This is a genomic window from Enorma burkinafasonensis (assembly GCF_902150035.1).
Lineage (GTDB): Bacteria > Actinomycetota > Coriobacteriia > Coriobacteriales > Coriobacteriaceae > Enorma > Enorma burkinafasonensis.
Map to the genome: position 1 here is coordinate 1 of NZ_LR597502.1, position 20,866 is coordinate 20,866.

The following is a 20,866-nucleotide window of genomic DNA, read 5'->3' on the forward strand; positions in this document are numbered from 1 at the left end:
CCGGTGTCCCGGGCGATCGAGGCGACGGTCGCCCCGTTCCTCCCGAGCTTTCTGATATCGTCGATCTTGTCCACGCCGATCATTTCCTCTCTGGCCCCCAATCGTCGTAACCGAAGCAACGACAACGGTAGGCCGAACGGGACGGTCGGCGTGCCCGCGCTCAGACCCGAAACTTTTTCGCGCTCATTCCCGAAAGATCACCGCGCCCAAACCCGCAAGACGGAGGCTATCAAACACATTTTTGTTGCGATACATCGGTCATCCGTCCAATTGAGAGCGACTTCCGCTCTTCAAGTTTTGGGCGGCGAGTTCTTCATTCCTGTTTAAACAAACAACTTCAATCATCTTTCGTCATCGTCTATACGTGACTGGATAATCCCTCTATTCAAGACTCGTGAACTTCTATTCCGATATTTGCAACCGTCATCCATCATTACCGTTGCAAGCGAGTTTAAAGTCAATTTCTGGGATATACGTAATATCTGATGAAGTATGCAGAACAATCTATTCGATGCATGAATATTGGGAACTATTCATACTTGTTCGTTTTTGGTGCAGTGCTTGTCCGCTGATTCGGACAATATGATTCGTTGAGGTCTATATCCGCGGTTGGCATGATGAATCTATGAAAGGAGTCGTGAATGTCTGACCGCATTATCGCTGTTATCGATTTGCTGCAGCAGGCACATGGCCTCCTCAGGATCAACGAGCTCTCCGCTCAGCTCGGAGTAGGCGATCGGTCGGTAAGGCGCTACATCCAGAAGGCTAACTCCCTGTTGGATGGCTCAGCGAAGATCAATGCTGTACGACCCGGTCTCTATCAGCTCAAGATCTACGATCAAGATGAGTTCTCCCAAGCGCTCAATCGCGCCAAGCATATCTCGGCTGCGCCGGATTCGCCTGAAGAGCGCGTCTCATATCTGGTAAACGACCTTCTGTCGAGAACCGATTGGGTGACGCTCGATACGCTCGCGCAGATACTCTACGTCTCGCGTCGCACGATCTCAACGGACTTGCGCGAGGTCGAGTCCATGCTCGCGCGATTCGATCTCTCATTGGAGAGCCGCCCGTACCGCGGTATCCGTGTGGTCGGGGATGAGGCACGCAAGCGGCTGTGCCTGTCCAGCATGGCATTTCAGCGCATGATCGATTCGCAGGGCGAGAGCTCTCGCGGCGTCACGGTGGAGAGCATCAAGGACTGTGTCGATCGAGCGCTCGAGGGCAAGCACCTTGCGTTCAGCGCCATCAACTACCATAACCTCCTGGTGCATATCGCCATTGCGGTCATGCGCATCCGCGCGCATGCGTATGTGCCGATGGAGGGTACGGACCTCGAACATATCAGGGGTACACGGGCTTATGCGGCTGCGCAGGATGTCGCCGGCGAGCTGACGGTACGCTTCGATGTCGATCTTCCTTCCGAGGAAATCGCCTATATCGCCCTCCATCTCGCAGGGAAGCAGATGCCTGTCGAGGGGTCCGCCTCGCAGCCTTCGGGCCCGGATCGGCAGCTTGCCGCGATCTCCGATGAGGTCTGGGATGTTGTTTCCGATATGGTCGATGTCGTCTGGAGCATCTATCAGATCGATTTCCACGATGACCTTGAGCTCCGCATGAACCTTGCGCGCCATGTGGCCCCGCTGTCGATCCGCCTGCGTCATCACATGGTCGCGGAGAACCCTCTTACCGACGAGATCCGCGCGCGCTTCCCGTTGGCGTGGTCCATGGCGGTGGACGCATCGCACGTGCTCGAGCGCCGCTACGGGTCCGAGCTCCAGGCTCCCGAGATCGGCTATCTCGCGCTCGCGTTCGCGCTCGCCATCGAGCGCTCCGGCAGCGAACCGCCGAAGAAGAGTGTGCTCATCGTTTGCGCCTCCGGTGCCGGGACGGCAAGGCTGCTCGAGTACCGTTGCCGCAAGGAGTTCGGCGCATATGTCGACTCCATCAGGACGTGCGACGTCAGCCAGGTCGAGCGCATGGACTTTTCCGGCATCGACTATGTGTTCACCACGGTCCCGCTCGGGATCGAGGTTCCGGTCCCGGTGCGCGAGGTAAGCGCGTTCCTCGATCCCTCCGATGTCGTCGACATCATCGAGCTGTTGCGCAGGGACTGTCCCGAAGGTCTGCTGCGGTACTTCCCCCATGAGCTCTTCTTTGGGCATATGGCCGGAGAGTCCAAGGAAGAGGTTCTCAGCGCGCTGGTCGATAAAGCGATCGAGCATTTCGGGCTCAATGAGGAGTTCCGCGAGCTCGTGTTCGAGCGCGAATCCATCGCCCCGACAGCCTTCGGCAACCGCGTCGCGCTGCCGCATCCGGCGCGCGCCGTGGCGGGCGTGCCGTTCGTCGCGGTGGGGCTACTCGAGCACTCAATCGCCTGGGGCTCCCATGAGGTACAGGCGGTCTTCCTCGTCTCGTTTTCCAACGATCCTGGATTCAATCCAGATGAATTCAACGACGGCATTGCCGCCTTGCTCTCAAGCGAGGAGGCGATCGGCCGCCTCCTCGAAGAGCGAAGCTATGAAACGCTCCAGGCGCTACTCAGCCCAGCTGGGGATGCGCGCCGATAGGGTATCTCGGCGCCGGGCCCGCGCCAGATCATAGGTAAGTCCGATGGATTGGAAGGAGAGGACATGGCGGTAGACAAGAGCTTCCTTTGGGGCGGCGCCACGGCGTCGTATCAATGCGAGGGCGCTTGGGATGCCGATGGCAAGGTCGAGTCTATTTGGGACTGGTACCTGCACGAGCGCGAACTCCCTGATGCCGATGTGGCATGCGACCACTATCACCGCTTCAGGGAGGATATCGCCCTCGCGAAGGCGGGCGGCCACACGGCATACCGCTTCTCGCTCGCTTGGCCGCGCATTATCAGCGACCGCGAGGGCACCGTCAACCCGCGCGGCATCGCGTTCTACAACGACCTCATCGACTGCTGCGTCGAGGCGGGCATCGAGCCGTATGTGACGATCTTCCACTGGGACCTTCCCATGTATTGGGAGGAGCTCGGCGGCTGGACGAATGATGCGACGGCGCTCGCTTTCGAGCACTACGCCCGCGTGTGCTTCGACGCCTTCGGCGACCGCGTACGCTTCTGGGTGACCATGAACGAGCCGAAGTGGGTTACGTCGCGCGGCTACATGGGCGGCGATTACCCGCCGTTCCATACGGATGTCCAGGAGTATATCAAGGCCGGTTTCCACATCATGCTGGCGAGCGCGCTCGGCGTGAAGGCGTTCCGCGAGGGTGGCTATCCGGGTACGATCGGCATCGTGCACAGCTACACGCCGGTCTACGGCGTCGATGATGACATCGAGACCAAGATCGCCGTGCGCTACGCGGACAACTTCAACAACAACTGGGTGCTCGATACCGCCGTGTTCGGCGAGCCGCCCATCGACCTCATCGCCGAGCTCGCCAAGAGCTACGACGTCTCGTGCATGAAGCCCGAGTACCTGAAGATCATGCGCGAGAACACCGTCGATTTCCTGGGGCTCAACTACTACTCGAGCGCCGACATCAAGAAGTACGAAGAGGGCGAGAGCTGCGTCACCTTCAACACGAAGGGCAAGGGCGGCGGCCGGAGCAAGATCGTCGTCAAGGGTTGGTTCGAGCAGGTGAACAGCCCTAAGCGTAAGGCGACCGAATGGGGTATGGAGATCAACCCCGAGGGGCTCTACTGGGGTCTCAAGCGCGCATGGAAGAAGTACCAGGTGCCGATCTTCCTTACCGAGAACGGCATGGGCTGCTACGAGGAGATCGGCGACGAACCGGTAGACGATGCCTACCGCATCGCGTTTCTCCAGGACCACATCGCGGCGCTGCTCGACGCCATGGACGACGGCGTCGACATGCGCGGGTACTTCGTGTGGTCGCTCATGGACCTCTATTCGTGGATCAGCGGCATGGAGAAGCGCTACGGCCTCATCGGCGTGCAGGACGGCACGTTGAAGCGCGTCCCCAAGCGTTCCTATGGCTGGTTCAAGGAGGTAATCGAATCGGGCGGCGACATCGTCGACCGATCGAAGTACAAGTCGGATGACATGGCAACCGAGTAACGGAAAGGACGGATCTCATGGCATCGATCAACGAGACGATTGAGCGGAAGCTTCTGCCGATCGCGAACAAGATGGCCAACTGGCGCTATCTCAAGGCGATTCGCGACTCGTTCCTCACACTCCTGCCCATCACCCTCACGGGTGGCATCGCGTCGGTCCTCGGCGCGGCGCCGTTCGCCAAGGAGGAGGCCGAGGGCTTCTTCTATGTGTGGGCGGTGTTCGCCGAGAACGCGAACTTCATCCTCACCTGGATCAACACCGTGACCATCGGTGCGCTGGCTTTCTACTTCGGCATCGGCATCACGTACTATCTGTGCCGTCACTACAAGATCCACCCGTTCACGCCGCTACTCGTGAACATCGTGGGTTTCCTCATGCTCGTGGTGGGGCCGCAGACGCTCGGCTGGGACGGCACGATAGCCGACCTGAGCTATATCGGCGGCAAGGGCCTCATCCCCGCCATGATCATCTCCATCTTCACGGTGGAGGCGTACCGCTTCATGACCGCCAAGAACTTCGGCCGCATCAAGATGCCGCCGAGCGTTCCCGAGGTCCTGAGTGATACGTTCGCGAACATGGTTCCCTGCATCGTCATCATCCTGGTGTTCTCGCTCGGCTTCGTGCTCTTCCACAGCATGGGCACCACGATGGCGGGCTTCCTGTACATGGTCATCGCCCCGTCGTTCGCCGCGTCCGACAATATCGTCTTCCTGACGCTCGTGATCCTCGTCACGCACTTCCTGTTCTTCTTCGGCATCCATGACACCGCCATCACCGGTTTCGTCGGTCCCATCCGCGAGAGCAACCTCGCCGTGAACGCCGCCGCGCAGCTCGCCGGCGAGCCCCTGCAGTTCATCTACACCACGCCGTTCTGGGTGTACTTCGTGATCATCGGCGGGTGCGGCAGCGTGCTGGCGCTCGGTATCCTGCTGCTGCGCTCCAAGTCGAAGATGTGCAAGTACGTTGGCCGCATCGGCATCATCCCGAGCTTCTTCGGCATCAACGAGCCGATCGTCTTCGGCCTGCCTGTCGTGCTGAACCCCATCTTCTTCATCCCGTTCATGCTCGCCCCGCTGGTGAACGGCATCGCCGCCTACCTGCTCATGAGCGCCGGGATTCTGGAGAAGACGTTCGCGCTCCTCTCGTGGAACATGCCCAACATCTTCGGTGCGTTCCTCTCCACCATGGACTGGAAGGGTGTGGTCTTCATCATCGTGTTCACAATCGTCGACGCGCTGATCTACTACCCGTTCTTCAAGGTGTACGAGAAGCAGCAGATCCAGCTCGAAACCGAGGGCGAGGGCGAGGAAGACGATGAGTAACGACACGACGATGGACGAGGTCCAGCTTGCCTGCTTCGACATCATCGCGCACGTGGGCGAGGCCAAGTCGTGCTACATGGAGGCGCTCCGTGCGGCGCGCGCCGGCGAGTTCGACCGCGTCGACGAGCTCATCCAGAAGGGTTCCGAGCTGTTCGTCGAGGGGCACAACACGCACATGGCGCTCATCCAGCGCGAGGCCGAAACAGGTGACGTCCCTTCGTCCCTCATGCTCATGCACGCGGAGTCCCAGCTCATGGATGGAGAGAGCTGCAAGACCTACGTCAAGGAGTTCATCGAGGTCTATCGCGAGCTCAGCGAGCTGAGATCCTAGGCTAACAAGTGCGCCTGCCGCGTCGCTTGCAGGGTATCGTGGGCGGCGGTCCCTCCCCACCGCCGCCCTGATCCAGGTTTCACGCGACACAGGTCGCGCGAGTGGGCTCGGGGTCGTTCACCGCGAGCCATGAAGGCGGTCCGACGGAAGTCGTCGGGCACGAGCAAAGGAGTGTTTGCTATGGAAAAGATCATGCTGGTCTGCAACGGCGGGATGTCGACGAGCATCATGGCCCGCCAGATCCGCGAGGCTTCCGAAGGCCGCTACGAGGTCAAGGCGTACTCCGAGAGCGTCTACGCGAACAACCTCGAGGACGACATCAAGGTGATCCTCATCGCCCCGCAGATCCGTTTCCTGGTGGATGACATCCAGAAGATCGCCGGCCCGAATCGCGTGGTCCAGGCGATCGACATGCAGACCTACGGGCTCATGGACGGCAAGAAGGTCACGAAGCTCATCGACAAGATCTACAAGGAGCACAACCTGTAGCGATCGGTGCCGGCTGCCGCGGCCGATCGCGGCCCGGCGGTCGTCAGGTCGTCCAGCCATCGATCCCGCGTCCATGCGAGCGGAAAAGAGCCTTTGGATTTCCAAAGGCTCTTTTGCTATCTAGCGCGCCTGTTGCGTGCGATGGACTATGATACCTAGGCGTTTCCTACCGACATCCGCACTCAAATCGAACTCGTTTTGGTGGTTTCAACCTGATGGATACCGTTTTCGTCATCGGCACGATAGCTTCGGGCAAGTCGACGGCCGCCCGCTACTTCGAGCGCCTCGGCGCCCGCCGCATCGACCTCGACCGCTTCGCTAAGGACCTCTACCTTCCGGGCTCCGAGCTCGTGGGCGAGCTGGCCGCTGAATTCGGCGTCGAGGTCATAAGCGAGGACGGCGGCATTGACACCAAGCGCCTTGCCGCACGGGCCTTCGGGACCGCGGAATCCACGGTGCGTCTCAACGAGATCGTCCATCCCGTGCTGCGGGAACGCCTGGCGCAGGTGCTGCTTCCCGTGCCCTGCGCGTCGATGGCCGCTCCCCGCTGCCCGTTCACGGTCGTCGAGGCGTCGGTGCCCGCAGCCGTGCGCGACCTCTTCCCGCTCGCCGACGAGGTCCTCGCCATCGTCGCCCCGCTCGAGGTGCGCCGTTCGCGCGCGATCGGGCGCGGCATGGACCCTGCGGACTTCGACCGCAGGGCGGCGCTGCAGCCCTCCGACGAGGGGATCGCGGCCATGGCGACCTCCGTCATCGAGAACACCTTCGAGGACGAGGACGGCTTCACCGGTGCGCTCAGGCGATGGCTGCTTGCACGCGGCGTCGCGATCGATGCCGACGAGGCGGCGGTGTCCCATGCCTAGCCTTTTGCTCTCGTCGCGTCCGCGCTTCCTCGCCTGGTACCGCATGCTGCCCTTGGTGGCGGTGCTTATCTTCGGCGTCTGCGCCTGGGTGTACTCCTATGCCCCGACGCCCTTGCTCGGCTGGATGTACCCCTTGAAGTACGAGGACTATATCGCCGAGGCCAGCGCCCGCTACGATGTCGACCCCTTCCTTGTCGCGGCGGTCATCGAGGCTGAGTCCAACTGGGATGCCGGCGCGCGCTCGGCCCGCGGTGCCGAGGGCCTCATGCAGGTGATGCCCGCGACGGCCCGCGATATGGTCGCGCTCGAGTTCGTCGACGGGGAGGCCTACCCGGCAGACGACCTCTTCGACCCCCGCGTCAACATCGAGTACGGGTGCGCCTACCTGTCGTATCTGCTCGAATACTTCGACGGGTCGGTCGACCGCGCCATCGCCGCCTACAACGGCGGCATGGGCAACGTCGACGAATGGGCCGACGAGGGCACGGCGCTGCACAACGCCATCACGTTCCCCGAGACCCAGGCGTATCTCATACGTGTCACCAACGCGCACATGCGCTATCGTGAACTCTACGGGGACCGCTTCGTCCCCGACGGGTCCCGGGGCAGCGCACCCATCTAGGCGGGGCCCGCACACGGTGCCATAGATCCAAAAGGAGGGGCTTCATGCCTGCATTCGAGGTCGAACGTGTCGGCGGCGAGCTCAAGCGCTTCGGGCTCACGGGCGATCCCGTCGAGTTCAAGGTGGAGGCCCCCTACGACCCCGCGGGCGACCAGCCCCAGGCGATCGCCTCCCTCGCCGAGGGCGTGCGCCGCGGCGACCGCTATCAGGTCCTCTTGGGCGTCACCGGTTCGGGCAAGACCTACACCATGGCCAAGACCATCGAGGCGGTCGGCAAGCCGACGCTCGTCATGGCCCCCAACAAGACCCTCGCCGCCCAGCTCGCGAGCGAGCTCAAGGAGTTCTTCCCCCATAACGCGGTCGTCTACTTCGTCTCGTACTACGACTACTACCAGCCCGAGGCCTACGTCCCGCAGAGCGACACCTACATCGAGAAGGACGCGTCGATCAACGAGGAGGTGGAGATGCTCCGCCACCAGGCGACGGCGCAGCTCTTGAGCCGGCGCGACGTGATCGTGGTGGCGAGCGTCTCGTGCATCTACGGCATCGGCTCGCCCGAGGACTACGCGGGGCTCGCCCCCAACGTCGACAAGAAGCAGCCGCTCGAGCGCGACGACTTCATCCACTCCCTCATCGACATCCAGTACGACCGCAACGACTTCGATCTGGCGCGCGGCACGTTCCGCGTGCGCGGCGACGTGGTGGACGTCTTCCCGCCGTACGCCGAGCACCCCCTGCGTTTCGAGTTCTTCGGCGACGAGGTCGAGCTCATCGCCGAGATCGACGAGGTGACGGGCGAGATCCTGCGCGAGTACGAGGCCATCCCGGTGTGGCCCGCCTCGCACTACGTGACCGAGAAACCCAAGGTGACCGCGGCGCTCAAGACCATCGAGGAGGAGCTCGAGGCGCGCGTCGCCGAGCTCAAGGCCTCGGACAAGCTGCTCGAGGCCCAGCGCCTGCAGCAGCGCACCGACTACGACCTCGAGATGCTCGAGACGATGGGGTACTGCAACGGCATCGAGAACTACTCGCGCCATCTCGATGGGCGCGCGCCCGGCGAGCCGCCCTTCACGCTCATCGACTACTTCCCCAAGGACATGCTCTGCATCATCGACGAGAGCCACGTGACGGTGCCCCAGATCCGCGGCATGCACGAGGGCGACCGCTCGCGCAAGGTGACGCTTGTGGAGCACGGCTTCCGCCTGCCCTCGGCCCTCGACAACCGCCCGCTGCGCTTCGACGAGTTCGAGGCGCGCGTGCCGCAGTTCATCTACGTCTCGGCCACGCCCGGCGACTATGAGCTGCGCGTGAGCCAAAACGACGTCGAGCAGATCATCCGCCCCACGGGACTCCTCGACCCCAAGATCGACGTGCGGCCCGTGCGCGGCCAGATCGACGACCTGCTCGACGAGATCCGCGAGCGCGTGGCGCGCCGCGAGCGCGTGCTCGTGACGACGCTCACCAAGCGCATGGCCGAGGACCTTACCGACCACCTGCTCGACGCGGGCATCAAGGTGAACTACATGCACTCGGACACGGCGACGCTCGACCGCGTCGAGATCCTGCGCGACCTGCGCCAGGGCAAGATCGACGTGCTCGTGGGCATCAACCTTCTGCGCGAGGGGCTCGACCTGCCCGAGGTCTCGCTCGTGGCGATCCTCGATGCCGACAAGGAGGGGTTCCTGCGCAACCGGCGCTCGCTCATCCAGACGATCGGCCGCGCGGCGCGCAACGCCGACGGCGAGGTGGTCATGTACGCGGACACCGTCACGGACTCCATGCGCGAGGCCATCGACGAGACCAACCGCCGCCGCAAGATCCAGATGGCGTTCAACGAGGAGCACGGCATCGAGCCAAAGACCGTGCGCAAGGCCATCAACGACATCTCGAGCTTCATCGCCGAGGCCACGGACAACGTGGGCAAGCGCAGCCGCTCGCGCGGCGACTCGCTCGGCCACGGGGAATTCTTCACACCCGCGGGGGACAGCACCGAGGCGGCGCCCGCCTCGCAGGAGTCCACCGGCCAGCGCCTCGCCGAGGAGCTGGCGAGCCTGCCGCACGACGAGCTCGTGCGCATCATCCAGACCATGGAGGACGACATGCGCAGCGCCTCCGAGGCCATGGACTTCGAGGAGGCGGCGCGCCTGCGCGACGGCATCGTGCACCTCAAGGCCATCGTCGAGGGCACGACCGAGGACGAGGTGATGGAGGCCCTGCGGCGCACCGCCCGCAAGGGGAGCGTGTTCGGCGGCGGGCGCAAGCGCCAGGGCTGGAAGGGCAAGCACTGAGGAGGGCCGGCTCCCGGGCGGCGTGCGGTGCGGATGCCGCGCCGTCCGCTTTCGACCTCACCTAGGAATGCCGTCTGACCGCGTCCGGAAAGCTATACTAGGCGTATGACATGGCGTGCCGGTGCGGCATGCTGAACGGGAATCACCCTGTCGGGGAGCGGGGAAGGGGAGGCTGCGATGTCGAGGTTTCTGGACGATTTGGTCTTGGCGCCCGTGGCGCGGGCGATGGCCGTGGGGGCGGCGGCGCTTCTGATCGCCGTGGGCGCGCCGGGGTGCAGCTCCGAGGGCGTGTCCGCGCAGACGGGCGACGCCCCGGCCGCCGAGGAGCAGCAGGAGGCCGCGCCCGCCGAGGCGGATCGAACCCCTGAAGCCGGTTCGGATGTCAGTGGTATGAGCTGGATCGAAATCATCGGCGAGGAGCAGCGCGACGATGACGGTGTCCTGCTCACCACGCAGGAGCTTGCCGGCTACATAGGTGTTGAGCCATCGGAAATTGCGGTGAATAGCCCTACGCCATTCATTACCTGCATGGAAGAATGGTCCGATTTCAACGATTTGGATACGGCGGGCAATGATCTTATCGAATACGAGGGTCAAGAAGCGCCTTTTCTGACTACGGGGTTCCGCGCGGAAAATGGCGTGTATATCAGCATGATGATTGGAATAAGCCCGAATTCCGGCAATTTCGTGCTCCGTCTGAGCGCTCCCGCAGAGACGGACAATTTCTACCTCTTTGAAGATGACGAAATACCTTCAACGGATATCCTTGCTACGATTGTCGATGAGAATGTTCTCTAACGTTTAGAAGCGCACTTGAACGGCGTACCGGTGTGATCAATGCCCCATGGGGGATTGAGGGGAGGGGGTTCCGATGTCGAGCTATCTGGATGCGCTCGGTCTGAGGTCGGTTGGACGAGTGCTGGTCGCGGGTGCCGCGGCGGCGCTCCTCGCGGTCGGCGTGCTGGGGTGCAGTTCCGGCGGTGCTGGCTCGCAGACGGGCGACGCCCCGGCCGCCGAGGACCAGCAGGCGGAATCGACTGCCGTGGAGAGCCAGGCCTCCGACGCCGGTGTGGACACCAGCGGCAAGAGCTGGATCGATATCATTGGCGAGGAGCAGCGCGACGATGATGGCATCCTGCTCACCATTGACGAGCTGGCGGCATTCATCGAGGCGGATCCGAAGGAGCTCGCTAGCGATTATGCGACCACCGTTTGCTCCCGTATGGAAGAGTGGGCGGAGTTCAATGACATGGATGTTATAAACTGCGAGGTCGGGCCCTATCAGGGCGATGACATACCCCAGCTCTCTGCCAATTTCTATATGAGCGATGATTCCGTGGGAGTTCTCACGGTGGCGGTCGGAATGGACGGTACCTTTATTATCCAGGTGCGTACGACATCGGGAGATGGCGAGCCCTATCGATTCACGTCCGACTCCATTCCGGATATCGCTGAGCTTGAACGCCTCATGAAGGACTACGTTATCAGCTAAGCTTCAGCCTACTAGTGAGTGCTGTGTATGTGAGTGGGACTTTAAGACCTGGTGTTAACGTCCTACTTTGTTCAGAAGGCGCGGAAACGGGCGTAGCGGGCGGCGAGGAGTTCCTCGGTGGCGAGGGAGCCAAGCTCGTCGAACGAGGCCGTAGCGAGCCTCACGATGCGGCTCGCGAGCTCTTCGGGACTGCATGCGTCGTCGATGGAGCCCTCCACGATGCCGAGCTCGCAGAGCCGCTCCGCCGTGAGGCCGAGCGCCTCGGCGGCTTCAGCCGCACGGTCGGTGCTCTTCCACAGGATCGAGGCGCAGCCCTCGGGGCTCACCACGGAATAGGCGGCATGGTCGAGCATGTAGACGCGGTCGCCCCCTGCGAGCGCGAGCGCGCCGCCGCTCCCGCCCTCGCCGGTGATGACGCTCACGAGCGGGGTGCGAAGCCCCGCCATGGTCACCAGGTTCGAGGCGATGGCCTCGCCCTGGCCGCGCTCCTCGGCGCCGATGCCGCAGTAGGCGCCCGCGGTATCGATGAGGCAGAGGACCGGCCTGCCGAAGCGCTCCGCCTGCCGCATGAGGCGCTCGGCCTTGCGGTAGCCCTCGGGGTGCGCGGAGCCGAAGTTGCGTGCCACGCGCTCCTTCGTGGAGCGGCCGCGCTCGGTCGCGATGACGGTCACGGCGCGCCCGTCCTTCCAGGCAATGCCGCCCACGATCGCGGGGTCGTCCCCATAGCGCCTGTCGCCGTGCAGCTCCACGAAGCCGTCGAAGCCGAGCTCGATGAGCTCGAGCCCGGTGGGGTGGTCGGCCGAGCGGGCGGCGCGCACGATATCGTAGGCACCGGCCGGCGCCTTGCCGCCTTTGCCGCCGCGCTTCACGATCTTGGCGAGGAGCGTGTGGGGCTTGCGCCCGAGCTCGAGACGGTGCGGCGCGTCCTCGGCGGGTGCGCGGTGCCCGTGGAGCGCGAGCAGCTCGGACAGGGTGGCGGGGACGTCGCGGCGCTCGACGATGCGGTCGATGAAGCCGTGCTCGAGCAGGAACTCGGAGCGCTGGAACCCGTGGGGCAGGCGCTTGTGCGTCGTCTGCTCCACGACGCGCGGGCCGGCGAAGGCGACGAGCGCCCCGGGCTCGGCGAGGATGATGTCGCCCTCCATGGCGAAGCTCGCGGTGACACCGCCCGTGGTGGGGTCGGTGAGCAGGGCGATGTAGGGGAGGTGCGCCTCGGCGAGCCGGCGCCGCGCGGCCGAGACCTTCGCCATCTGCATGAGCGAGAGCGTGCCCTCCTGCATGCGCGCGCCGCCGGACACGGTGATGCCCACGACGGGAAGCCCCTCGTCGCACGCCCGCTCGAACGTGCGGCAGATCTTCTCGCCCACGACGGTGCCCATCGAGCCCATCATGAACTCGCCGTCCATGACGAACAGGGCGCACGGCTCGCCGCCGATGCGCGCGGCACCGCAGACGACCCCCTCGCGCATGCTCGACCCGTCCTTGGCGGCATCGAGCTTCTCCCGGTAGCCGGGGAACGCGAGCGGGTCGGGCGTGGGGAGGTCACAGAACCATTCCTCGAAGCTCCCCTCGTCCGCGGTGGCGCAGATCCGCTTGCGCGCGGAGAGGCGCAGATGGTGCCCGCAGCGGGGACACACGTCGAGCGAGCGCTCGAGCAGCTCCTGGTCGATGATGCGGCGGCAGCCCGGGCATTTCACGTAGGCGCGGCGCTGGGGCATCTCGACGGGCACGTCGGTGACGGGACCCTCGAGTTTGTTGATGGCGATGCGTTTAGCGCTCATACAGGTGCTCCATGAGGTCGGTGTGGTAGCAGCCCGACAGGAATTCGGGGTGCGAGAGGATATCGAACATGAGCGGCGCGTTGTGGCAGACGCCCTCGATCGTGAGCTCGGACAGGGCGGCGCGCATCTTGCGGATTGCCTCCTCGCGCGTCCCCGCGCGCACGATGAGCTTGCCGAGCATTGAGTCGTAGTACGGGGGGACCGAGGCGCCGGGGAAGAGCGCCGAATCGAAGCGCACCCAGGGGCCGTTCGGGACGTGCAGCGTGCTCACGGTGCCGCACGAGGGCACGAGCTCGGGCGTCTCGGCGTTGATGCGGCACTCGATGGCGTGCTTCGAGATCGCGATGTCGTCCTGCGTAAACGGCAGCGCGACGCCCGCGGCGACGCGCAGCTGCCACTTCACGAGGTCGATATCGCTCACGAACTCCGTGACGGGGTGCTCGACCTGCAGGCGCGTGTTCATCTCCATGAAGTAGAACTCGCCGTCATCGGTGTAGAGGTACTCGATGGTTCCCGCGCCCTCGTAGCCCACCGCGCGGGCGAGGTCGCGCGCGGCGGCGTACATGCGCGCGCGGGTGTCGTCGCGGCCGTCGAGGCAGGGGGCGGGGCTCTCCTCGACGAGCTTCTGGTTGCGGCGCTGGACGGAGCACTCGCGCTCGCCGAGCGTCACGACGTGGCCGTGCGCGTCGGCGAGGACCTGCACCTCGACATGGTGCGCCCGGGCGATGAACTTCTCCATGTAGCACTCGCCGTCGCCGAAGGCGGCCTCGGCCTCGGCCCTCGCCTCGATGAACGCACGGCCGGCGTCCTCGGCGCGCTCGACCTTGCGGATCCCGCGCCCGCCGCCGCCGGAGCGCGCCTTGATGAGCACGGGGCAGCCGATGCGCCGTGCTTCGGCCTCGGCCTCCTCGGCGGAGGAGATGAGGTCGCAGCCCGGCACGACGGGCACGCCGGCCTCGCGCGCGGTGCGTCGCGCGGCGTCCTTGTCGCCCATGCGGTCGATGACCTCGGGCGCAGGCCCCACGAAGACGATGCCGTACTCCTGGCAGCCGCGCGCGAACCCGGCGTTCTCGGACAGAAAGCCGTAGCCCGGGTGAATGGCGGTCGCGCCGCTCTTCGCGGCGACCGTGAGGATGGCGTCCTCGTTGAGGTAGCTCTCCTGCGGGCGCGGCCCGCCGATGCAGTACGCCTCGTCGGCGAGGCGCACGTGGAGCGCGCCGGCGTCGGCGGTGGAGTGGACGGCGACGGTCTGCACGCCCATCTCCTTGCAGGCGCGGATGACGCGCATCGCGATCTCGCCGCGGTTGGCGATGAGGATCTTTTCGAACATAGTGGCCTCCCTACCGAGCGGCGTCTCAGCCGGCTGTCCCGTCGCTCGGCATGAGCGCGAACGACATGTCGGCGACGCAGCAGAGCTCGCCGGCGACATGCGCCTCGCCATGGGCGAAGTGGAACGGTCCGCGCGAGCGCGTGATGCGGCACGTGAGCTCGACGGTGTCGCCGGGGCGGACGGGGTGCTTGAAGCGCACCTTGTCGAGGCTCGTGTAGAAGGGCGTGACGTCCTTGCCGGCGAGCCCCTCGCCCATGAGCACGCAGCAGTTCTGCGCGAGCATCTCGCACAGGATCACGCCGGGCACCACGGGGTTGCCGGGGAAGTGCCCCTGGACGAAGAACTCATCGCCCGTGACGGTGATGCGCCCGCGCGCCTCGCCGTCGACCACCTCGGCCTCGTCGAGCAGGAGCATGGGTGCGCGATGGGGGAGGATCGCCTCGAGTTCCGTGCGGTCCATCACGCCTCACCCCCTACGGCGTCGGGCTCGATCGCCATGATGCGGGCGCCGAACTCGACCAGGTCGCCGTCGGCGGCGTCGATGGCCACGACGGTGCCGTCGGCTTCGGCCACGACCTCGTTCATGAGCTTCATGGCCTCGATGATGCAGAGCGTGTCGCCGCGCTTGACGTGCGAGCCGAGGGTAACGAACGGCTCGGCCTCGGGCGAGGGGGCGGCGTAGAAGACGCCCACCATGGGCGCGGTGACGGGCACGGCGGTTGCGGTCGCCGCGGCGCCGCCGTCTGCGGGCGCCTCCGCCACGGGGCGCTCATGCACGGGCGCCGCCGCCTCCGGCGTGCCCGCCGCGGAGGCCGAGGCGGCCTCCGCAAGGGGGAGCGGGGCCACGATGGTCGCCGCGGGCGCCGGGGGCACCGGGGCCATGCGCTCGAGTTCTATGACGCGGCCGTCCTCCTCTGAGAGCCGGACGCGGGTGAGGCCGTGGTCCTCCATGAGGGCCGCCACCTCGTTGAGCTTCTGGGAATCGATCTTCATGGTCAGTCCTCGTATGCCTTGAAGGCCAGCGCCGCGTTGTGCCCGCCGAACCCGAGGTTCGTGGAGAGCGCCCAGCGCACGGGGGCGCTGACGGCGTGGCCGGGTGTGTAGTCCAGGTCGCAGTCGGGGTCGGGGTCGGCGAGGCCGATCGTCGGCGGGATGGTGCCGTGTTCGAGCGCGAGCGCGCAGACCATGGCCTCGAGCGCTCCGGTGGCGCCGAGCATGTGCCCCGTCATCGACTTGGTGGACGAGATGTGCGCGGCCCGCGCCGCGTCCTCGCCGAGGGCGCGCTTGAGGCCGAGGGTCTCGGTCTTGTCGTTCAGGGGCGTCGAGGTGCCGTGCGCGTTGACGTAGAGCCCCTCGGAGGCATCGAGGCCGCTCTCGGCGACGGCGAGCTCGATGGCGCGGGCGATGCCGGCGGCGTCGGGCGCGGGGCTCGTGATGTGGTAGGCGTCGGCGGTGTTGCCGTAGCCTGCGACCTCGCAGTAGATGTGCGCCCCGCGCGCCAGGGCGTGCTCGAGCTCCTCGAGGACGAGTACGCAGGCGCCCTCGCCCATGACGAAGCCGTCGCGGTTCCTGTCGAACGGGCGGCAGGCCGTCGCGGGGTCGGGGTTGCGCGTGAGGGCCTTGCAGTTGGTGAAGCCGGCGATCGCTTCGGGGATGATGCAGCCCTCCGCGCCGCCCGCGAGGATCGCGTCGGCGTAGCCGTGCTTGATGGCGTGGAACGCCTCGCCCACCGTGTGGGCGGAGGTCGCGCAGGCCGTCACCACGGGCAGGGTCGGGCCGGTGAGCTTGTGGCGGATGGACACCTCGCCCGCCGCCATGTTGGCGATCATCATGGGGATCATGAAGGGCGGGCAGCGGCGCAGGCCGCGGTCGCGCATGGTGTCGAGGGCTGCGGTGTAGGAGGCCATGCCGCCGATGCCGGACCCCACGTAGACGCCCACGCGCGTGCGGTCGAGCCCTTCGGCGTCGCCGAGGCCGCTTGCGGCCATCGCCTCGTCGGAGGCGGCGAGCGCGTACTGGACGTTGAGGTCCTGGTGGCGGACGTCCATCCCCAGGCGCTCGGCGCCGTCGAAGCCCTTGACCTCGGCGCCCACGGTGACCTTGAGGCCGTCCGTGGCGCAGTGGGCGAGCGGGGCGATGCCGCTGGTGCCGGCGACGAGCGCGTCCCAGGTCTCGGCGGCGGTGTTGCCGACGGGCGAGACGGCGCCCATGCCGGTGATGACGACTCTGTGTTCCATCTGTTCTGCTCCTTGTGCGAATCTGGTGCGCGGCGCATCCCGCGCGCGGCGATCTTGCGCCGGCTACATCGCCATGCCGCCGTCGACGCGGATGACCTCGCCGGTCACGTAGGCGGCGGCGTCGCTTACGAGGAACGACGCGACGGCGGCGACCTCCTCTGCGCTGGCGAGCCGGCCGAGCGGGATCTCGCGCTCGTAGCGGGCGCGGACCTCCTCGGGCAGGACCGCCGTCATGTCCGTCTCGACGAAGCCGGGCGCGATGGCGTTCACGGTGACGTTGCGCCCGGCGAGCTCGCGGGCGACGGACTTGGTGAGGCCGATGACGCCGGCTTTGGACGCGGCGTAGTTGGCCTGGCCGGCGTTGCCCATGAGGCCCACGACGGACGTCATGTTGACGATGCGCCCGCCGCGCTGCCGCATGAACGTGCGCATGAGCGCACGGATCATGTGGTAGCTGCCCTTGAGGTTGACGTCGATCACGCGGTCGAAGTCCTCCTCGCGCATGCGGGCGACCAGGCCGTCTTTGGTGATGCCGGCGTTGTTGACGAGCGCCCAGATGCCGCCGAAGTCGGCGAGCACGGCGTCGACGCAGGCGGCGACCTCGTCGGCGTCGCTCACATCGCAGCGGTAGTCGCGCGCCGCGGCACCCGCCTCCTCGACGGCCGCGACGGTCTCGCGCGCCGCCTCGTCGTTGCCGGCGTAGACGACGGCGATGTCGTAGCCGTCGCGCGCGAGCGCACAGCAGACGGCGCGGCCGATGCCGCGCGAGCCGCCGGTCACGAGGGCGCAGCGGCGCTGTTCGGTGGTGGCCATGAAGATCACGCCTCCTGGTTGGTCGCGGCCGCCCCGAGCTCGGAGAGGACCGCCTCGAGTTGGTCTGGGGTCTCGCACGGCAGCGCGCGGACGCCCTCGAGCGTGCGCTTCACGAGGCCGGTGAGGGTCTTGCCGGGCCCGACCTCGATGAAGGTGTCGATGCCGCGGCGCTCGAGCTCGCGGAGCGTCTCGACCCATTGCACGGGGTTCGCGACCTGCTCGGCGAGGAGCTCCGCGCGCTCGGCACCCGCGGCGGGGCCGTCCGGGTAGGCGCGGGCGGTGCGGTTGGCGATGACGGGGAGCTCAGGCGATGCGGGCTCGCGCCCGTCGGCGAGCAGGTCGGCGAGCGCCGTGGCGGCCTGTGCCATGTAGGGGCTATGGAAGGCGCCCGACACGGCGACCGGCATGGAGCGCCCGCGCTCGGCCTTGACGAGGGCGTCGAGCCGCTCGAGGGCATCGGGCGTCCCGGCGACGACGGTCTGCTGGGGGCTGTTGTAGTTCACGGGCCAGGCCTCGCCCGCCTCGCGGGCGAGCTCGCCCACGCGCTCGGCGTCGAGCTTCATGACCGCGCGCATGGCGCCGGGGTGCCGGCGCGCGGCGTCGGCCATGAGGGCGGCGCGGTGGCAGACGAGCTCGAAGCCCGCCTCGTCGGTGTAGGCGCCGGCGAACGTGAGCGCGGCCACCTCGCCGAGCGAGAACCCGGCGACCGCCTGGGGCTCGACGCCGCGCTCGACGAGCGCGCGGGCGCAGGCGAGGTCGACCGCGAAGACGCAGGGCTGCGTGTTCGCGGTGTCGTTAAGCTCATCCTGCGTGCCCTCGAAGCACTGCGCCGAGGTGCCGGGGCGCCGGGCGTCGGCCGCGCCGAAGACCGCGCGTGCCGCGGGCGACGCGGCCGCGAGCTCGGCGCCCATGCCCGGATGCTGGGCACCCTGGCCGGCGAAGAGGAACGCTACGCCACCCATGACGGCGCCCCCTTGAGCAGCCTCTCGGCGCCCTCGACGAGGTCGTCGACGATCTCGCGGGCGGTGGCACGACGGCTGACGAGGCCGGCGATCTGCCCGCACATGAACGAGCCCTCCTCGTAGTTGCCGTCCTGCGCGGCCTTGCGCAGGGCGCCGGCGCCCATCTGCTCGAGCTCCTCCACCGGCGCACCCTCGTTCTCGCGACGGGCGAACTCGTTGGTGAAGGGGGTCTTGAGGCAGCGGACGGCGTGCCCGGTGCGCCGGCCGGTGACGATGGTCGAGATGTCCTTGGCCTTGAGCACGCGCTCCTTGTACTCCTCGGAGACGGTGCACTCCTCGGCCACGAGGAACCGCGTGCCCACCTGGACGCCCTGGGCGCCCAGCATGAAGGCGGCGGCGACCCCGCGCCCGTCGGCGATGCCGCCGGCGGCGATGACGGGAATCTTCACGGCATCTGCGACCTGCGGGACGAGCGCCATGGTTGAGGCGTCGCCCACGTGCCCGCCCGACTCGCCGCCCTCGGCCACGACGGCCGCGGCGCCGGCGCGCTCGACCATGCGGGCGAGGCCCACGGAGGCGCAGACGGGCACGACCTTGATGCCGGCGGCGACCCAGGCCTTCATGTACTTGGTGGGGTTGCCGGCGCCGGTGACCACGACGGGCACCTGCTCGTCGACGACCACCTGGGCGACCTCGTCGGCGAACGGGCTCATGAGCATCACGTTCACGCCGAAGGGCTTGTCGGTCCTCTCGCGAAGCTCGCGGATCTGGCCGCGCAGCCAGTCGGCGTCGGCGTTCATGGCCGCGATGATGCCGAGGCCGCCCGCCTCGGACACGGCGGCGGCCAGGCTCGCGTCGGCGATCCAGGCCATGCCGCCCTGGAAGACGGGCTTCTCGATCCCCAGGATGTCGCAGATGGCGGAGCGCAGCATCCTAGTTCTCCATGAGGGACTCGATGAGCTCGACGAGCTCGCCCACGGTCTCGGGGTTGGACTCGGTCTCGATCTCGATGTCGAACTCGTCCTCGCAGGCGATGACGGCCTCGACGGTGGCGAGCGAGTCCAGGCCGGCGTCGGCGAGCTTGGTCTCGGGGGTGAGCTCCATCTCGGTGCCGCCGTTGTCGCGGATGATGGTGCAAATGCGATCGAAGGTGGTCTCTGCCATGGTGTTCTCCTTTTCTATCTGCCAAGCGCGGGTGCGCTGTGGTCGCGGTGATGGGGTGCGTCAGCTCCAGCGCATGAGGCACGAGCCGACGTCGAGGCCGGCGCCGAAGCCCACGAGGGCGACGAGCTGGCCGGGGGCGAGGCTTCCCTCGCGCACGAGGGCGTCGAGGGTGAGCGGGATGCAGGCGCTCGAGATGTTGCCGGTGGTGCTGAGGGTGCGGGCCACGCGGGCGTCGTCGATCTTGAGCCTCGAGGAGGCGGCGGCGAGGATGCGCTCGTTCGCCTGGTGGAACACGAAGTGGTCGATGTCGCCGAGCTCGACGCCGGCGTCATCGGCAAGCGCGCGCACGGCGTTGCAGATCGCGTTCACGCCGAACTTGAAGACGCGCTGCCCCTCCATCGCGAGCACGCTGCGCGCGGCCGCTTGCTCGGGGCAAAACGGCGAGGTGCCGCCGACGCCGGGAACCGAGAGCGCCCTAAGGTCGGGGTCGCAGGAGAGCTCGAGCGCCAGCGGGCTCTCGCCCCCGGCCTCGAGCACGCAGGCGGCAGCGCCGTCGCCGAAGAGCACGCAGGTGGCGCGGTCCTCCCAGTCCAGGAGGCGCGACATCTTCTCGGCGGCGACCACGAGCGCGCGCCGCGCCCGGCCGCGGGCGAGAAAGCCGTCCGCGACATCGAGGGCGTAGACGAAGCCGGCGCAGGCGGCCGAGATGTCGAACGCGGGGCAGGCCGCCCCGAGCCCGTGCGCGACGGCGCAGGCCTCGGCGGGCATGAGATGGTCGCCCGAGGTGGTGGAGCACACGATCAGGTCGAGGTCCGCGGCGCGGATGCCGGCGGCCTCGAGGGCGCGCCCGCTCGCCGCGACCGCGAGCTCGTCGAGCGTCTCGGTCGTGCAGATGCGGCGCTCCCTGATGCCGGTGCGCGTGAAGATCCACTCGTCAGAGGTATCGAGGAAGCGCGAGAGGTCGTTGTTCGTGACGCTTCGCGCGGGCAGCGCGGAACCGGTGCCGATGATGTGGAAGGACATGATCCTCCAAGTGGCCGTCGTTTGCTATTGACGTTTTGACAATAATCGTCAACCGTATATACGCTAGCAAAGGACGGGGATTTCGCAATCCCGGGCG

The 20,866-nt window shown here is 66.5% G+C and carries 21 protein-coding genes; 11 read left to right on the plus strand and 10 right to left on the minus strand.

Annotated features, from left to right (window positions below):
* The 11 genes from FS885_RS09995 to FS885_RS01455 form a co-directional block, all read left to right on the plus strand.
* On the plus strand, positions 1–327 hold a 327-nt coding region (locus tag FS885_RS09995), incomplete at its 5' end, for a hypothetical protein (protein ID WP_222419857.1).
* A 314-nt stretch (positions 328–641) separates the two neighbouring features.
* A complete protein-coding gene (locus FS885_RS01410) occupies positions 642–2,567 on the plus strand; it encodes a BglG family transcription antiterminator (protein ID WP_144743232.1) in 1,926 nt (641 codons plus the stop codon).
* Between the two features lie 63 nt (positions 2,568–2,630).
* Complete coding sequence (locus FS885_RS01415) at positions 2,631–4,052, plus strand: glycoside hydrolase family 1 protein (RefSeq protein WP_144743233.1); 1,422 nt, start codon at positions 2,631–2,633, stop codon at positions 4,050–4,052.
* A gap of 17 nt (positions 4,053–4,069) precedes the next feature.
* Positions 4,070–5,374, plus strand: a complete 1,305-nt coding sequence (locus FS885_RS01420; RefSeq protein WP_144743234.1) for a PTS sugar transporter subunit IIC — start codon at positions 4,070–4,072, stop codon at positions 5,372–5,374.
* Positions 5,367–5,705, plus strand: coding sequence for a PTS sugar transporter subunit IIA (locus FS885_RS01425; protein ID WP_222419858.1), 339 nt, complete (start codon positions 5,367–5,369; stop codon positions 5,703–5,705). The genes FS885_RS01420 and FS885_RS01425 overlap by 8 nt, the downstream gene beginning before the upstream one ends.
* Before the next feature lie 180 nt (positions 5,706–5,885).
* On the plus strand, positions 5,886–6,194 hold the full coding sequence (locus FS885_RS01430) for a PTS sugar transporter subunit IIB (RefSeq protein ID WP_144743235.1): 309 nt from the start codon (positions 5,886–5,888) through the stop codon (positions 6,192–6,194).
* A gap of 215 nt (positions 6,195–6,409) precedes the next feature.
* The gene (gene coaE, locus FS885_RS01435) at positions 6,410–7,057 is read left to right on the plus strand and encodes a dephospho-CoA kinase (RefSeq protein ID WP_246060694.1); all 648 of its coding nucleotides are present in this window, start codon (positions 6,410–6,412) and stop codon (positions 7,055–7,057) included.
* Complete coding sequence (locus tag FS885_RS01440) at positions 7,050–7,679, plus strand: lytic transglycosylase domain-containing protein (RefSeq protein ID WP_246060696.1); 630 nt, start codon at positions 7,050–7,052, stop codon at positions 7,677–7,679. The genes coaE and FS885_RS01440 overlap by 8 nt, the downstream gene beginning before the upstream one ends.
* 44 nt (positions 7,680–7,723) lie before the next feature.
* Positions 7,724–9,967, plus strand: coding sequence for an excinuclease ABC subunit UvrB (gene uvrB, locus FS885_RS01445; RefSeq protein ID WP_144743237.1), 2,244 nt, complete (start codon positions 7,724–7,726; stop codon positions 9,965–9,967).
* A gap of 177 nt (positions 9,968–10,144) precedes the next feature.
* Positions 10,145–10,765 (plus strand): hypothetical protein, encoded by a 621-nt coding sequence (locus FS885_RS01450; protein WP_144743238.1) that lies wholly within the window; start codon positions 10,145–10,147, stop codon positions 10,763–10,765.
* 73 nt (positions 10,766–10,838) lie between these two features.
* Entirely contained in the window at positions 10,839–11,459 is a 621-nt protein-coding gene (locus tag FS885_RS01455) for a hypothetical protein (protein WP_144743239.1), read from the plus strand.
* Between the two features lie 71 nt (positions 11,460–11,530).
* Here FS885_RS01455 and accD read toward each other — a convergent pair whose 3' ends face one another.
* The 10 genes from accD to FS885_RS01505 form a co-directional block, all read right to left on the minus strand.
* Positions 11,531–13,240, minus strand: a complete 1,710-nt coding sequence (accD, locus tag FS885_RS01460) for an acetyl-CoA carboxylase, carboxyltransferase subunit beta (RefSeq protein WP_144743240.1) — start codon at positions 13,238–13,240, stop codon at positions 11,531–11,533.
* Positions 13,230–14,570 (minus strand): acetyl-CoA carboxylase biotin carboxylase subunit, encoded by a 1,341-nt coding sequence (locus tag FS885_RS01465; RefSeq protein WP_144743241.1) that lies wholly within the window; start codon positions 14,568–14,570, stop codon positions 13,230–13,232. The genes accD and FS885_RS01465 overlap by 11 nt, the downstream gene beginning before the upstream one ends.
* 25 nt (positions 14,571–14,595) lie before the next feature.
* Positions 14,596–15,030, minus strand: coding sequence for a 3-hydroxyacyl-ACP dehydratase FabZ (gene fabZ, locus FS885_RS01470; RefSeq protein WP_144743242.1), 435 nt, complete (start codon positions 15,028–15,030; stop codon positions 14,596–14,598).
* Complete coding sequence (gene accB, locus FS885_RS01475) at positions 15,030–15,563, minus strand: acetyl-CoA carboxylase biotin carboxyl carrier protein (protein WP_144743243.1); 534 nt, start codon at positions 15,561–15,563, stop codon at positions 15,030–15,032. The genes fabZ and accB overlap by 1 nt, the downstream gene beginning before the upstream one ends.
* 2 nt (positions 15,564–15,565) lie before the next feature.
* A complete protein-coding gene (fabF, locus tag FS885_RS01480) occupies positions 15,566–16,807 on the minus strand; it encodes a beta-ketoacyl-ACP synthase II (protein ID WP_144743244.1) in 1,242 nt (413 codons plus the stop codon).
* 63 nt (positions 16,808–16,870) lie between these two features.
* Positions 16,871–17,620 carry a 3-oxoacyl-[acyl-carrier-protein] reductase gene (gene fabG, locus FS885_RS01485; RefSeq protein ID WP_144743245.1) on the minus strand — a complete coding sequence of 250 codons (750 nt, stop codon included), beginning with the start codon at positions 17,618–17,620 and terminating at the stop codon, positions 16,871–16,873.
* Between the two features lie 5 nt (positions 17,621–17,625).
* The gene (locus FS885_RS01490; protein ID WP_144743246.1) at positions 17,626–18,582 is read right to left on the minus strand and encodes an ACP S-malonyltransferase; all 957 of its coding nucleotides are present in this window, start codon (positions 18,580–18,582) and stop codon (positions 17,626–17,628) included.
* Entirely contained in the window at positions 18,570–19,514 is a 945-nt protein-coding gene (fabK, locus tag FS885_RS01495; protein WP_144743247.1) for an enoyl-[acyl-carrier-protein] reductase FabK, read from the minus strand. The genes FS885_RS01490 and fabK overlap by 13 nt, the downstream gene beginning before the upstream one ends.
* A 1-nt stretch (position 19,515) precedes the next feature.
* Positions 19,516–19,746 (minus strand): phosphopantetheine-binding protein, encoded by a 231-nt coding sequence (locus FS885_RS01500; protein ID WP_144743248.1) that lies wholly within the window; start codon positions 19,744–19,746, stop codon positions 19,516–19,518.
* A gap of 60 nt (positions 19,747–19,806) precedes the next feature.
* Positions 19,807–20,769: a beta-ketoacyl-ACP synthase III gene (locus FS885_RS01505; protein WP_144743249.1), complete on the minus strand. Its 963-nt coding sequence runs from the start codon at positions 20,767–20,769 to the stop codon at positions 19,807–19,809.
* Positions 20,770–20,866: the final 97 nt, after the last annotated feature.

Coding starts and splice junctions, on each gene's coding strand:
- FS885_RS01410 (WP_144743232.1), top strand. CDS start 642: ATGTCTGACCGCATTATCGCTGTTATCGATTTGCTGCAGCAGGCACAT.
- coaE (WP_246060694.1), top strand. CDS start 6,410: ATGGATACCGTTTTCGTCATCGGCACGATAGCTTCGGGCAAGTCGACG.
- FS885_RS01490 (WP_144743246.1), bottom strand. CDS start 18,582: ATGGGTGGCGTAGCGTTCCTCTTCGCCGGCCAGGGTGCCCAGCATCCG.
- FS885_RS01465 (WP_144743241.1), bottom strand. CDS start 14,570: ATGTTCGAAAAGATCCTCATCGCCAACCGCGGCGAGATCGCGATGCGC.
- FS885_RS01440 (WP_246060696.1), top strand. CDS start 7,050: ATGCCTAGCCTTTTGCTCTCGTCGCGTCCGCGCTTCCTCGCCTGGTAC.
- FS885_RS01425 (WP_222419858.1), top strand. CDS start 5,367: ATGAGTAACGACACGACGATGGACGAGGTCCAGCTTGCCTGCTTCGAC.
- fabG (WP_144743245.1), bottom strand. CDS start 17,620: ATGGCCACCACCGAACAGCGCCGCTGCGCCCTCGTGACCGGCGGCTCG.
- FS885_RS01455 (WP_144743239.1), top strand. CDS start 10,839: ATGTCGAGCTATCTGGATGCGCTCGGTCTGAGGTCGGTTGGACGAGTG.
- fabZ (WP_144743242.1), bottom strand. CDS start 15,030: ATGGACCGCACGGAACTCGAGGCGATCCTCCCCCATCGCGCACCCATG.
- FS885_RS01415 (WP_144743233.1), top strand. CDS start 2,631: ATGGCGGTAGACAAGAGCTTCCTTTGGGGCGGCGCCACGGCGTCGTAT.
- FS885_RS01505 (WP_144743249.1), bottom strand. CDS start 20,769: ATGTCCTTCCACATCATCGGCACCGGTTCCGCGCTGCCCGCGCGAAGC.
- FS885_RS01430 (WP_144743235.1), top strand. CDS start 5,886: ATGGAAAAGATCATGCTGGTCTGCAACGGCGGGATGTCGACGAGCATC.
- accD (WP_144743240.1), bottom strand. CDS start 13,240: ATGAGCGCTAAACGCATCGCCATCAACAAACTCGAGGGTCCCGTCACC.
- accB (WP_144743243.1), bottom strand. CDS start 15,563: ATGAAGATCGATTCCCAGAAGCTCAACGAGGTGGCGGCCCTCATGGAG.
- FS885_RS01500 (WP_144743248.1), bottom strand. CDS start 19,746: ATGGCAGAGACCACCTTCGATCGCATTTGCACCATCATCCGCGACAAC.
- FS885_RS01420 (WP_144743234.1), top strand. CDS start 4,070: ATGGCATCGATCAACGAGACGATTGAGCGGAAGCTTCTGCCGATCGCG.
- fabK (WP_144743247.1), bottom strand. CDS start 19,514: ATGCTGCGCTCCGCCATCTGCGACATCCTGGGGATCGAGAAGCCCGTC.
- FS885_RS01450 (WP_144743238.1), top strand. CDS start 10,145: ATGTCGAGGTTTCTGGACGATTTGGTCTTGGCGCCCGTGGCGCGGGCG.
- uvrB (WP_144743237.1), top strand. CDS start 7,724: ATGCCTGCATTCGAGGTCGAACGTGTCGGCGGCGAGCTCAAGCGCTTC.
- fabF (WP_144743244.1), bottom strand. CDS start 16,807: ATGGAACACAGAGTCGTCATCACCGGCATGGGCGCCGTCTCGCCCGTC.